The organism is Glycomyces algeriensis, assembly GCF_027622855.1.
Lineage (GTDB): Bacteria > Actinomycetota > Actinomycetes > Mycobacteriales > Micromonosporaceae > Glycomyces > Glycomyces algeriensis.
On the sequence record NZ_JAPZVR010000007.1, the window covers coordinates 271,406 to 283,402 of the forward strand.

Here is an 11,997-nt window from a genome sequence, read left to right on the forward strand (position 1 = left end):
GGGGACCGCCCCGCGGTGGCGGCGCGCCGGACGCGGCGAGTAACATGAGCGAGTTGCCCTCTGGAACCAGAGGGGCATGCCACACCCGCCGTCCGCGGCGCGGGCGCCTCGTGAATGCCCTGCTAGGCTGTTCACCGCGTCCCCGTAGCCCCGATCCGGGGCTGGGCCCGAGGCCTGGCGCAGCAGCAACTTATTCGTAATGGGAGACTCCGTCGTGAGCAAGCGCACCTACCAGCCGAACAACCGCCGTCGTCACCGCACCCACGGCTTCCGGCTGCGCATGCGGACCCGTGCCGGCCGCGCCATCATCAACGCGCGCCGCAACAAGGGTCGCAAGCAGCTGACCGTCTGAGCGCTTGCCTCCCGGTCCCTTGCAGGCTCTAGGGGCCTCGATGAGGACGTGATCCAAGTGCTTCCAGCCGACGCGCGCATTCGCCGCAGCCAGGACTTCGGTTCGGCGCTCAAGCGAGGCCGCCGCGCCGCCCGCGGCGGCGTCGTCGTGCACTGGGCACCTGCGAGCGCTCCGACCGAAGACACTGCGGCACCGCCGCCGACACCGCCCGCCGCCGATGCGAACCGCACGGCGCGGGCGGGTTTCGTCGTATCCAAGGCCGTGGGCAACGCCGTGGCGCGCAACAAGGTGAAGCGTCGCCTCCGGCACGCCGTCGCCGCAGAACTGCCGCACTGGCCCGCCGGGACCGACGTCGTCGTGCGCGCCACCCCGCGCGCCGCCGAACGCGACTTCACCCAGCTGCAGCGGGACCTCGCCGAGGCCGTGCAGGCGGCCCGCACCGGCCGTGCGCGCGAGCGCCGGAGCACACCATGACGCACGCCGCGGCCGCGTCGACCACCTCCCCGGTCCCGGCCGAATCCCCTTCCCGCAGCGGCGAGAGCCGCGCGGTGCGAGTGGTCGCGGCCCCGGTGATCGCGTACCGTCGGTGGGTAAGCCCGGCGCTACCCGCGCGCTGCCGCTTCTACCCCAGTTGCAGCGCATATACCCTTGAGGCGCTGTCCCAGCACGGAGTCGTACGTGGCATATGGTTGAGCCTGCGACGGCTGGGACGGTGCCATCCCTTTCACCCTGGGGGTCATGACCCCGTACCCCCACGGCATGACCTTGATGTGCAATCGAAGACTGAGCAGACTGGAGTCCGCAAGTGATGGAGTGGGCCTACGACGGCGTGTCCTGGGTACTGCTGCGATGGCATGACCTCTGGACGAAGGTCTTCGGCAGCGACAACGGATTCCTGGACACCGACTGGGCCTGGGTCCTGGCCATCATCGGCGTCGTGCTCACCCTGCGGATCATCCTCTTCCCGCTCTTCGTGAAGCAGATCCAGTCGCAGCGCGCGATGCAGAAGCTCGCCCCCGAGATCAAGGCGCTCCAGGAGCGCTACAAGGGCGACCGCGAGACGCTCCAGAAAGAGATGATGGAGCTGTATCGGAAGGAGAAGGCCAACCCGCTCATGGGCTGCCTTCCCATCCTGATCCAGATGCCGGTCTTCCTGGCGCTGTTCCACGTCCTGCGCCGCCCCGACCCCTCGCAGACGAAGTTCACGGAGTCCTACGGCTGGAGCGGGATCGACGCCGGTCCGCTGTCCGACTGGAACTCCTACGTCCACGCGAAGCTCTTCGGCGCGCCGTTCTGGAGCACCTTCCTCACCCCGGGCAGCGAGCTCGAGAAGGTCGGCTCCTCGGCCCTCGACGTCAAGCTCGTGGCCGGCATCCTCGGCGCCACGATGATCCTCACGACCTTCCTGACCACGCGTCAGATGATCCTGAAGACCGGCTGGAACGAGGACCCGAACCAGCGGATGATCCAGAAGGTGATGCTCTACGGCATCCCCGTGATCATGATCTTCTCCGCCGGCGCCTTCCCGATCGGCGTGGTCATCTACTGGACCGTGAACAACCTGTTCTCGCTCGGCCAGCAGCAGTACGTGCTGCACAAGTACCCGCCGCCCGCGCAGAACTCCGCGACGAAGCCGCCCAAGCCCGGCTCGAAGGCCCACGAGAAGATGCTCGAGGAGCAGCGCGAGGCCGAGCAGCGCCGCAAGGACCTCGCCCCGAAGCCCGGCTCCAAGCCGAAGCCGGGTGCGAAGGCCAAGCCGAGCGGCCAGAACAAGCCTGAGGGCGTCATCGGCGCCAACGGTTCCGACGCACCGGCGTCCGAGGCCAAGGGCGGCCCCGGCTCGGGCAAGAACCTCTCACGGGCGGAGCGCATCGCCCGGGCCAAGAAGGTCAGCGGCGCGCAGCAGGCCTCCAAGAAGAAAAAAGGCTAGGGGGACGGTCCGCGGCTGCGCAGGCGCCGCCGGATCAGCCACAATGGTGCAAACTAGGCTTATAACTAGCGATAGGACGAGTTGACGATTATGGGAGCAACGGTGCGGGAGGACGAGGTGGCCTCCGAAGACGACCTGTTTGAGCAGAGCGAAGTGGCGGCCGACTATCTGGAAGGCCTGCTCGACATCCTCGACCTCGACGGGGACATCGACGAACTGGTGGTCGGAGACCGTCCTCAGGTCGAGATCGTCGGTGAAGACCTCAACGGCCTCGTCGGCCCCAAGGGCCAGACCCTCGAGGCGCTGCAGGAACTGGCCCGCCTTGCGGTGTACCGCAAGACCGGGGACCACTCGCGTCTGATGCTCGACATCGGTGGCTACCGCGCCGGGCGTCGCAAGAAGCTCGCGGAACTGGCCGAGAAGACCGCCAAGAAGGTCATCGAGACCGCCGAAGTGGTCAAGCTGGACCCGATGAGCGCCTTCGAGCGCAAGTGCGTCCACGACGTCATCAACGCGACCGACGGCGTCCAGAGCGAGTCGGAGGGCGCCGAGCCGCGCCGCCGGGTCGTCGTGAAGCCGGAATAGAAGCAGGAAGACATGACTGAGGAGCCGACGGGCTCCGAATCCGCCGAGGCCAATGTTTCACGTGAAACATTGGCCTCTGTGTTCGGAGCCGGAGACCTTGAGACCGCCGACGAGCGCATCGCGCTCGCCGAGGCCTATGTGGGCCTGCTGTCGACCATCGGGATCGAGCGCGGCCTCATCGGGCCGCGCGAGGTGCCGCGGCTGTGGGCGCGGCACGTGCTGAGCAGCGCCGTGGTCGAGGAGCTGATCCCGGAGAAGGCCGACGTGCTCGACGTCGGATCCGGCGGGGGACTGCCCGGGATTCCGCTCGCCATCGCGCGACCGGACCTGTGGGTCACCCTGGTGGAGCCGATGCAGCGCCGCGTGGACTTCCTCCAGGAGGTCCTTGAGGCACTGGGCATCACGAACGTGGAGGTGCTGCGGGCCCGCGCCGCCGAGGTGGACCCGAAGGGGCGGGCGGACATCGTCGTGTCCCGCGCGGTGGCGCCGCTGGCGAAGCTGGTCGGCTGGTGCCTGCCGCTGGCGCGGGTGGGCGGCGCGATGCTGGCCATCAAGGGCCAGGGCGCGTCCCTCGAGGTGACCGAGAGCGGGGGGCTCATCAAGCGGGCCGGCGGCGGCAAGGCCGCGATCCTCACCTGCGGCGAGTCCAAACTGTCGGAGCAGGACGATTTCACCATCCCCGCAACGGTGGTGAAGATCGAACGGGTCCGCTGACCAAGGCCTGCAACGATCTTCAGTGCACCGATAATCGAATACCCAAGTACCGCAACGGATGCCGCGATGAGACGATCATCGCGGCATCCGTCGTTGTGGTTTCCACGCTTTGCGCTCGGCGGACTCCGCAGCGTTCGGATAGTGTATGGCTCGTAAGCTTCTCCGAGCAGGGTCATGTTTCACGTGAAACATCCGGCCCGTAGTCTGTGGCGGTGAACGTGCGGGACCCCCTTCCTTCTGAAGATCGTGAACACCAGAACCCCCTTGGCGGCGATACCCCGGCCGAACGGCGCATCAAGAACCTCCTCGATGCGGCCGTGAGCGAGGAGGCGCCCCCGACTCGGCGGCACCGCTATCGAGAAACTTCCCCGGCGCCGGGTGGCGCAGCCCCGGCCTTCGGCCAAGGTGGGTCAGAATCGGTGACGGAGCCCGGTGCGGACGGCGGTTCGCCGACCACCGCACCAGCGGGCACCATGCGTTCTGACAACGGGGGGGACGGGATGCGCAGATCCACATCGCAGCGAGGCCGTTCGGGGCGCCATCTGGCGCCGGACGAGGCCGCCAAGAACGGCCGTACGAAGGCGGATCCAGTGCCGCAGCAGGCGGCTCCGGCCGCGAAGGACGCGTCGCTCGACGACGACCTGCCGCTCGCGCGCGAAGCGCAGCGGGCCGTGCGGGTGCTCAACCCTTCAGGCAGCGTCACGATGCCGCGGCCGCCGCGCCGCCGAGTCATCGCGATCGCCAACCAGAAGGGCGGGGTCGGCAAGACCACCAGCACGGTGAACCTCGCGGTCGCTTTGGCGCTGCACGGGAACCGCGTGATGGTCATCGACCTCGACCCACAGGGGAACGCCTCCACCGGTCTCGGCGTCGAGCACGGCGCGGGCACCCCGAGTGTGTACGAGGCCGTGGTGGAAGGCCAGTCGCTGGACGAGATCGCGACCCCGGTCGACGGCATTCCCTCGCTCGTCTGCGTTCCGGCGACGATCGACCTGGCCGGCGCCGAGGTCGAACTCGTCAACGTGGTCGCTCGCGAAGGGCGCCTTGAGAAGAGCATCGCGACGTACAGCGGGGAGCTCGACTACATCTTCATCGACTGCCCGCCGTCGCTCGGCCTCCTCACCGTGAACGCGCTCGTGGCGGCTGAGGAAGTGCTGATCCCGATCCAGTGCGAGTACTACGCGCTCGAGGGTCTGGGGCAGCTCCTGCGGAACATCGAGCTGATCAAGGCGCACCTGAACGCGCGCCTGCGCGTCTCCACGATCCTGCTCACCATGTACGACAAGCGGACCAAGCTCGCCGATCAGGTGGAGCAGGAAGTGCGCGGGCACTTCAGCGAGATCGTGCTCGACGCGGTCGTGCCGCGCAGCGTGCGCGTCTCCGAGGCTCCCGGGTACGGGCAGTCGATCATGACGTACGACCCCGGCTCGCGGGGCGCGACGAGCTATTTCGAAGCGGCCGAGGAGATCGCGCGCCGCGGCGCGAAGCTCTCCCGGCGCGGCAAGAACCAGAAGGGCGGGAACTAGTCGATGGCTGCGGCGAAACGCGGAGGGCTCGGTCGCGGGCTCGGGGCGCTCATCCCGACCGGTCTGGCCGAGACCACGACGACTGAAGACGAGGAGCCCGAAGCGGCTCCCGCATCGGTCGCGGCGCCGCGGCAGGCGGCTCCGAGGCCTAGTAAAAAGCAGGGCGATGTTTCACGTGAAACATCGAGCGCGACCGAGACCGATGTTTCACGTGAAACATCGGACGGACCGGAGCTCGTGCCCGTTCCTGGAGCGAGCTTCCAGCTGATCCCGATCGGGGACATCGGCACCAACCCGAAGCAGCCGCGGCAGTTCTTCGACGACGAGCACCTCCTCGAACTCCAGACCTCCCTCACCGAGGTCGGGATGCTCCAGCCGATCGCGGTGCGCGAGCGCACCGCCGAGGAGCCCCGCGAGGACGGCGCCCGCTTCGAGCTCGTCATGGGCGAGCGCCGCCTCCGCGCGGCGACCGCGCTCGGCTGGGAGACGATCCCGGCGATCGTCCGCCGTACGGCCGACGAGGAACTGCTCCGCGAGGCGCTCCTGGAGAACATCCACCGGGTGCAGCTGAACCCGCTCGAAGAGGGCGCGGCGTACGCGCAACTCCTCGAGGAGTTCAACGTGACGCAAGAGGAGCTGTCGAAGAAGATCGGCCGCAGCCGCCCGCAGATCTCGAACATGATCCGCCTCCTCGGCCTCCCGCCGACGGTGCAGACGAAGGTCGCCGCGGGCGTCCTCACGGCCGGCCACGCGCGCGCCCTGCTCGGTCTCGACAGCGCGGACTCGCAGGAGCACATCGCCGAGCGGATCATCAGCGAAGGCCTGTCGGTGCGGAGCACCGAGGAACTCGTGACGGCCAACCGACTGGAGGAGAAGCCGGAACTCGACGAGCCCCGCAGCTCCGCCTCGCGAGCCGCGAAGGACCGCATCAAGGCCCCCGGCCTCGAGGAACTGAAGGAGCGGCTCTCGGACCACTTCGAGACGCAGGTGTCGATCTCCTGGGGCCGCAAGAAAGGCAAGATCACCATCGAGTTCGGCTCGCTCGCCGACCTCGACCGCATCGTCGAGCAGATCGGCATCAAGTAGCCCTGCCGAGCAGATCGGCTTCAAGGAGCCGGCACCGATCGGTTGAGGTAAGCGCCACTCCCAAGGGCGAGAACATGAAAGCGGATATTCCCGATATATCCCCCCTAAGGGACCCCTTGCACTAAAAGTACTCGGGGGGTCTGACAAGAATCGGGCGTGTCGCCTCACTCGTTCGAGTGACAGCAGACAAGTAGCCGGGGCGATGTTTCACGTGAAACATCGCCCCGGCTTTTGGCTTGCCTATTCGTTTGGTGCTGCCGCTTGTTCTGGAGCGGCGTGGTGGGCGGCCTTCCTTGAGAAGGCCGCGCGCTCCGTTAGGAGAGCTCCCGCCACATGATGATGTCGTCCCGGTAGTCGTTGTCAGCCATGCGCACCGCGCGCGGCAGACGTCCGACTTCGGTGAAGCCGTGTCGCCGATAGAAGGCGTCGGCGCCCGTGCCCGAGCGAACCTTGAGGCTGAGGGCCTCGAGCTTCAGCTGCTCACGTGCGACCTGATCGACTGCCGCCAGGAGTTTGCCACCGAGACCGCCGCCCTGTCGGGAGGGGTCCACCTGAACGTGGCGGATGGTCCGCCAGCCCTGGCGCGGCGGGCTGTCGTTTGATGTGAGAACACACCAAGCGACAATGGCGGCTCCTTCCTTTAGAGCGACCAGCGTGTCAGTCTGGTCGATCACTCGCGCGAGAATGGAAACGGTGTGAGGGCGGACCTCGTCGATGTTCACCGGCGGTACGAACCCGACGGAACCGCCGGCGTTCGTCACTCTCACCCAGAGATGGCTGAGTTCGTCAACGAGCGCGGCAGTCACCGGGGGGTCCACGAGCACGGCGATGTCGCCGCCCGAAACGGGCGACGCCTCCGGCGTGGAGCTGTCAGTAACTGTTGCTTGCACGCCTTCCAGCTTGCCCTACCGACCCACCCGACCGACAGTCCCTTCCCGCCATATGGGCGCACGTCACTATCGGCCCCGAAAATCGTATTCTGTCGATGATTGCCCTGGTTCGTGGTGTACATGTCGGTCCACTATCGGGTGTCGACCCTGCGCCACGCCGCGTAACCTCGTGGAAATCTGCCAAAAGGTGGATTCCGGTGGTTTCCAGTCTCGCATTCATGCGGTATTTTTCGATGGTGGCATCTGCGAGTACCCCCGGCCCGAATTCCAAGCCCGACTTGAATCCGCATGCGAGCGGCGTGCGCCCGACCCTGCCCCCGTTCGTCGACTGGCCCGCCTTTCCGTTCGAAGGCGAGCTGCGCATCAAACCCCTGCAGGTACCGGTGGACGCCGAGCCGCCCCGACGCGGCGACCGCCAGGAGCAGTGCGCCGCCTGCCACACGCCCGACTCCGCCTACCTCTGGTCCAATGAGCGGTGGCGCCTCAAGAGCCCGCCTGCGCCCAGCGGGCTCCCTGTGGTGGTGATCCTGGAACCGCGGGCCCACCTCGATCTAGGGGACCTCTCGACGATGCACGCGGCCGAACTCGGCGTGCTCACGGTGCGGCTGGAGCGGGCGATCCGCTCGCTCGAATCGGTCGCGCAGGTCCACGTGAACCGGTGGGGCGACGGCACCGCGCACCTCCAGCAGTGGTTCCTGGCCCGCCCGCACGGCTACCTGCAGCTGCGGGGGCCGTTCATGACGATGTGGGACGAGATCCTGCCGCCGGTGGAAGAGCACGAGTGGCAGATGAACCTCGAGTACATCGCCGCCTGGCTCACCGACGACTGACCGAGCGCCGGAACGTGAGTGAGGGCTGCCCGATCGGGTGAGCCGGCGACCCCCGTTCTTGTCGGACCCGGCGCGTACTTTTGTGCCAGGGGTCCCTAAGGGGGGATATATCGGGAATATCAGGATTTGCGCATCTAATGTGGATATTGCTGTCGAGGGTGTCGATGTTTCACGTGAAACATCGACACCCTCAGGCGTTCTTGCGGGTTACGAGCGGGCGAGGGCTTGGCGGACCATGGTCGCCAGGGTCTCGCCGAAGTCGCGGTCGGCGGCCTTGATGGCCATCGGCAGCAGGGAGGTCTCCGTGGTGCCGGGGGCGACGTTCGCCTCGAGCACCTGGATGCCGCCCGCGTCGTCCACGATCATGTCGATGCGGGACATGTCGCCGAGTCCGAGGGTCCGGTGCACCTGGACCGCCAGTTCGGCCACGCGGTCGGCCACCGGCCCGCTCATGGCGGCCGGCACGGTCCACCGGGTCGCGCCCGGGTTGTACCGCGCGGCGTAGTCGTAATCGCCGTGCAGCGGCGCGATCTCCACCGGCGGCAGGGCCGTGGGCCCGTCGCCGAGGTCGATCACGCCGACCGCGATGTCGCGGCCCTCGACGAACGATTCGATGAGCGCCTCGTCGCTGTAGGAGAAGCAGCCCATCATCGCCGAAGGGAAGTCGTCCTCCTTGTGCACGGCGTGCACGCCGAGGCCGGAGCCGCCCGAGTTGGGCTTGACGACCAGCGGCAGGCCCATCTTCGCGGCGATCCGGTCGAGGAGCTTGCGGGCCCCGAAGTCCGAGAACGCCTGGCGCGGCATCACGGTCCAGTCCGGGGTGGGAATCCCGGCCGTGCGGAGCAGGTCCTTCGCGGTGATCTTGTTCCACGCGCGGCGCGCGCCCACCGAGCCGGTGCCCACGATCGGGATGTCCGAGAGCTCCAGCACCGCCTGCAGCGAGCCGTCCTCGCCGGGGGAGCCGTGCACGAGCGGCAGCACCACGTCCGGCGGGTACTCCTGGAGGGCGGGCAGCAGCTCGCCGTCCAGGTCCCGCACGTCGCAGACGAAGCCCTGGCGCTGCAGGGCGTCGGCGGCCCGGCGGCCCGACTTCAGCGAGACCTCGTGCTCGTAGGACATGCCTCCGGCGAGGATGAGGACCCGGATGTCCGAGGCTGCGGCGCTCTCCTTCATGCGGCGCCTCCGGCGAAGGTGTCGCGCAGGTCGATGTCGCCGGCGACCACCCCGGCGAGGCGGCGGACGCCTTCGCGGATGGCCTCGGAGGTCTGGGTCGAGAAGTTCAAGCGCATCTCCCTGCGGCCGTTGCCGTCAGCGTAGAAACCGGTGCCCGGGACGTACGCCACGCGCTCTTGCAGCGCCCGCGGCAGCATCGCCTTGGAGTCGAGCCCTTCGGGCAGCGTGGCCCAGATGAACAGGCCGCCGCCCGGGCGCGTCCAGGTCATGCCCTCGGGCATGTAGTCGCCGAGCGCGCCGAGCAGCGCGTCACGCCGCTCCCGGTAGAGCGTGTTGAAGACCTTCACCTGCTGGCGCCACTCCATCTCGGTGAGGAAGCGGAGCGTGGCCTCCTGGGTGAGCCCGGACGGGCACAGGATCGAGGCCTCGATCGCCAGCAGCAGCTTGTCGCGCACCGCGGGCGGCGCGAGGACCCAGCCGAGGCGCAGGCCCGCGGCGAAGATCTTGGAGACCGTCCCGAGGTAGATGACGCCGCGCTCGGCGCGGGCGCGCAGCGGCGCGGGCGGGGCGCCCTCGAAGTTGATCATCGAGTACGGGTCGTCCTCGATGACGAGGAGGCCGTGCCGCTCGGCGATCGCCAGGATCTCCTCGCGGCGCTCCTCGGTGAGAGTGACGCCGGCCGGGTTCTGGTACGTGGGGATCGTGTACAGGAACTTCGCCTGGCGCCCTTCGCGTTCGAGCGCGGCGAGGCCCTCTTCGAGGCCGGCGGGGATGAGCCCGTCGTCGTCCATCGGCAGGTGCCGGACGTCGGCCTGCGCGGCCTGGAAGGCCCCGAGCGCGCCGACGTACGTCGGACCCTCGGCGAGCACGATGTCGCCCGGGTCGAGGAAGGTGCGGGCGAGCAGGTCGAGGCCCTGCTGGGCGCCGGTGGTGAGGACGAGGTCGTCGGCCGAGGCGCGGATGCCCGAGAGCTCCAGGACCCCGCAGAGCGCCTCGCGGAGCGCGACGCTGCCCTGCCCGGGGCAGTAGCCGAGCGCTTCGGCGCCGACCTGGGAGAGGAGGCGGGTGAACATCTCGCCGAGCTCGTCCATCGGGAGGGCGGCGGTGTACGGGTTCCCTCCGGCGAGGGAGACGACCTCCGGGCGCGATGCGACCGAGAACAGTGCGCGGATCTCCGACTGTGCCATCCCGTGAACCCGGGATGCGTAGCGACCGGTGTAATCGTCGAGTGTTGTACCGGACACGCGGAGACCTCCTCTGATGGTCCTCGTCGCCCGCGATCCGTGGTCGCGGGTCGGTGCGGCGGTGTCGCTCAAGAGTGGAAGTCTCGGACGGCGCCGCTCGCGCGGGATCTCGTATGGACACGTCCGGCCACCGTCCGCGGTTGACCCGCGGGGGCCGAAACGCTGTTCCGACCAGCGTACGGGACCCGACACGTGATCGACCCACTCTACTAGCACAGGGGGCGAAGGCCCCGCGTGTTTTCCGTCATGTGGACGCCCGGTGGACGTAGGCTGTACGGGTGCATCGGCGCATGGTCAACCTCACACTCGACTCCCTGGAAGCGATGCCGGGGCGTTGCCGGGCCTGCGTGTTCTGGGAGCTCTCACCCCTGTGCGCGGAGGCCGCCCGCGACGTGGGCGAACCCGCGCTCGAGAAGGAGGCGTGGCTGTCGCACACGCTCCTGGAGTGGGGCGGCTGCGGCCGGATCGCCTACGAGGGCGACGACGTCGCCGGGTACGTCACCTACGCGTCGCCGAAGTTCGTGCCGCGCTCGATGGAGTTCCCGTCGGGGCCGGTCTCGCCTGACGCGGCGCTCCTGATGACCGCGTTCGTGCACCCCACTTATGCGGGCACGGGCCTGGGGCGCCAGCTGGTGCAGACCGTGGCGGCCGACGTGGCGCGGCGGGGGATCTACGCGATCGAGACGTTCGGCGACGCCCGCGGCGAGGCCCGCGCGTGCCTGGTCCCGGCGGACTTCTACCGCTCGGTGGGCTTCAAGACGATCCGCAGCGACCCGCGGTACCCGCGGCTGCGCCTGGAGATGCGCTCGGCGCTCGACCGGAGCGTCGAGGCCGAGGAGTCGTCGGTGTTCAACGACTCGGTGGAGTGGTTCAAACTCGACGACATGGAGCTGGAGCAGTTCTTCGGCGAGCCGTCGACCGGCGGCCGCTCCCGGATCGACCGCCCCGGGACGCAGCGCGGCGGCGAACTCTTCGACTGAGTTCCCTGTGGCCGAGCCGAACCTGTTGCGCCGGAACCGTTCAGACATGACGAGGGGCGCGGCGCCATCGGCGCCGCGCCCCTCGCACTACCGGGCTACTGGCCCAGGAACTTGCGGATGGCGGCCTTGGGCTGGGCGCCGATGAGCTGCTTCGCGGGCTTGCCGCCCTCGAACAGGATCATCGTCGGGACGCTCATGACCTGGTACTCGCGGGTGATCTCCGGGTTCGCGTCCGTGTCGAGCTTGCGGATCACGAAGGCGTCGGTCTCCGCCGCGAGCTCCTCGAGGACGGGGGCGACCTTCTTGCAAGGCCCGCACCACTCGGCCCAGAAGTCGACGAGCACCGGCTTGTCGGCCTCCAGCACCTCGGCCTGGAATTCGGCCTGGCCGTTAACTGCTTTGATGGCGCCCATGGGCATCCTCCTGTGTGTCGGTGAGAGAGCGGGTGGGTCGGTCAGTCGTTCAGCGCGGTGAGGTAGCGCTCGGCGTCGAGCGCGGCCGCGCAGCCGGTGCCGGCGGCCGTGACCGCCTGCTGGTAGGTGTGGTCGACGAGGTCGCCGGCGGCGAACACGCCTTCGATGTTCGTGCGGGTCGAAGGGGCGGCCACCTTCACGTAGCCGGACTCGTCGAGCTCGACCTGGCCCTTGAACAGCTCCGAGCGCGGGTCGTGGCCGATCGCGATGAACA

15 protein-coding genes are annotated in these 11,997 nt (G+C 68.5%); 10 read left to right on the forward strand and 5 right to left on the reverse strand.

The annotated features are described in order from the left end of the window. The first annotated feature begins 214 nt into the window (after positions 1 to 214). The 8 genes from rpmH to O2L52_RS15775 all read left to right on the forward strand — a co-directional run bounded on the left by rpmH (position 215) and on the right by O2L52_RS15775 (position 6,193). Positions 215 to 352, forward strand: a complete 138-nt coding sequence (rpmH, locus tag O2L52_RS15740) for a 50S ribosomal protein L34 (protein WP_112137843.1) — start codon at positions 215 to 217, stop codon at positions 350 to 352. A gap of 57 nt (positions 353 to 409) precedes the next feature. Then, the gene (gene rnpA / locus O2L52_RS15745; protein ID WP_270116651.1) at positions 410 to 826 is read left to right on the forward strand and encodes a ribonuclease P protein component; all 417 of its coding nucleotides are present in this window, start codon (positions 410 to 412) and stop codon (positions 824 to 826) included. A gap of 80 nt (positions 827 to 906) precedes the next feature. Next, positions 907 to 1,161: a membrane protein insertion efficiency factor YidD gene (gene yidD / locus O2L52_RS15750; RefSeq protein WP_344471724.1), complete on the forward strand. Its 255-nt coding sequence runs from the start codon at positions 907 to 909 to the stop codon at positions 1,159 to 1,161. Beyond that, entirely contained in the window at positions 1,161 to 2,282 is a 1,122-nt protein-coding gene (yidC, locus tag O2L52_RS15755) for a membrane protein insertase YidC (RefSeq protein ID WP_270116653.1), read from the forward strand. The genes yidD and yidC overlap by 1 nt, the downstream gene beginning before the upstream one ends. A 90-nt stretch (positions 2,283 to 2,372) precedes the next feature. After that, the gene (locus tag O2L52_RS15760) at positions 2,373 to 2,867 is read left to right on the forward strand and encodes a Jag family protein (RefSeq protein WP_270116654.1); all 495 of its coding nucleotides are present in this window, start codon (positions 2,373 to 2,375) and stop codon (positions 2,865 to 2,867) included. 12 nt (positions 2,868 to 2,879) lie between these two features. Beyond that, positions 2,880 to 3,581: a 16S rRNA (guanine(527)-N(7))-methyltransferase RsmG gene (gene rsmG / locus O2L52_RS15765; RefSeq protein ID WP_270116655.1), complete on the forward strand. Its 702-nt coding sequence runs from the start codon at positions 2,880 to 2,882 to the stop codon at positions 3,579 to 3,581. Between the two features lie 500 nt (positions 3,582 to 4,081). Next, entirely contained in the window at positions 4,082 to 5,107 is a 1,026-nt protein-coding gene (locus O2L52_RS15770; RefSeq protein ID WP_373897002.1) for a ParA family protein, read from the forward strand. Positions 5,108 to 5,110: 3 nt separating this feature from the next. Continuing rightward, the gene (locus O2L52_RS15775; RefSeq protein ID WP_270116656.1) at positions 5,111 to 6,193 is read left to right on the forward strand and encodes a ParB/RepB/Spo0J family partition protein; all 1,083 of its coding nucleotides are present in this window, start codon (positions 5,111 to 5,113) and stop codon (positions 6,191 to 6,193) included. 314 nt (positions 6,194 to 6,507) lie between these two features. Here the strand turns inward: O2L52_RS15775 and O2L52_RS15780 are convergent, their stop codons facing one another. After that, a complete protein-coding gene (locus tag O2L52_RS15780; RefSeq protein WP_270116657.1) occupies positions 6,508 to 7,083 on the reverse strand; it encodes a GNAT family N-acetyltransferase in 576 nt (191 codons plus the stop codon). A 299-nt stretch (positions 7,084 to 7,382) separates the two neighbouring features. Here O2L52_RS15780 and O2L52_RS15785 point away from each other — a divergent pair, with 299 nt between their 5' ends. Further along, on the forward strand, positions 7,383 to 7,913 hold the full coding sequence (locus tag O2L52_RS15785) for a hypothetical protein (protein WP_270116658.1): 531 nt from the start codon (positions 7,383 to 7,385) through the stop codon (positions 7,911 to 7,913). A gap of 207 nt (positions 7,914 to 8,120) precedes the next feature. Here the strand turns inward: O2L52_RS15785 and O2L52_RS15790 are convergent, their stop codons facing one another. Continuing rightward, the gene (locus tag O2L52_RS15790; RefSeq protein WP_270116659.1) at positions 8,121 to 9,086 is read right to left on the reverse strand and encodes a D-alanine--D-alanine ligase family protein; all 966 of its coding nucleotides are present in this window, start codon (positions 9,084 to 9,086) and stop codon (positions 8,121 to 8,123) included. Further along, positions 9,083 to 10,330, reverse strand: coding sequence for an aminotransferase-like domain-containing protein (locus tag O2L52_RS15795; protein WP_344471680.1), 1,248 nt, complete (start codon positions 10,328 to 10,330; stop codon positions 9,083 to 9,085). The genes O2L52_RS15790 and O2L52_RS15795 overlap by 4 nt, the downstream gene beginning before the upstream one ends. A 278-nt stretch (positions 10,331 to 10,608) precedes the next feature. On the opposite strand from O2L52_RS15795, the gene O2L52_RS15800 reads away from it, so the two are divergent. Beyond that, positions 10,609 to 11,310 (forward strand): GNAT family N-acetyltransferase, encoded by a 702-nt coding sequence (locus tag O2L52_RS15800; RefSeq protein WP_344471683.1) that lies wholly within the window; start codon positions 10,609 to 10,611, stop codon positions 11,308 to 11,310. Between the two features lie 95 nt (positions 11,311 to 11,405). Here O2L52_RS15800 and trxA read toward each other — a convergent pair whose 3' ends face one another. Both trxA and O2L52_RS15810 read right to left on the reverse strand, forming a co-directional pair. Next, positions 11,406 to 11,723, reverse strand: a complete 318-nt coding sequence (gene trxA / locus O2L52_RS15805) for a thioredoxin (protein WP_270116662.1) — start codon at positions 11,721 to 11,723, stop codon at positions 11,406 to 11,408. Positions 11,724 to 11,764: 41 nt separating this feature from the next. Beyond that, positions 11,765 to 11,997 (reverse strand): FAD-dependent oxidoreductase (locus O2L52_RS15810; protein ID WP_270116663.1); only part of this gene is annotated, 233 nt, incomplete at its 5' end.

Excerpts from the sequence above, each read along its gene's own strand:
- O2L52_RS15760 (WP_270116654.1), top strand. The coding sequence starts at position 2,373 with ATGGGAGCAACGGTGCGGGAGGACGAGGTGGCCTCCGAAGACGACCTG.
- O2L52_RS15790 (WP_270116659.1), bottom strand. The coding sequence starts at position 9,086 with ATGAAGGAGAGCGCCGCAGCCTCGGACATCCGGGTCCTCATCCTCGCC.
- O2L52_RS15770 (WP_373897002.1), top strand. The coding sequence starts at position 4,082 with ATGCGCAGATCCACATCGCAGCGAGGCCGTTCGGGGCGCCATCTGGCG.
- O2L52_RS15775 (WP_270116656.1), top strand. The coding sequence starts at position 5,111 with ATGGCTGCGGCGAAACGCGGAGGGCTCGGTCGCGGGCTCGGGGCGCTC.
- yidC (WP_270116653.1), top strand. The coding sequence starts at position 1,161 with ATGGAGTGGGCCTACGACGGCGTGTCCTGGGTACTGCTGCGATGGCAT.
- trxA (WP_270116662.1), bottom strand. The coding sequence starts at position 11,723 with ATGGGCGCCATCAAAGCAGTTAACGGCCAGGCCGAATTCCAGGCCGAG.
- rsmG (WP_270116655.1), top strand. The coding sequence starts at position 2,880 with ATGACTGAGGAGCCGACGGGCTCCGAATCCGCCGAGGCCAATGTTTCA.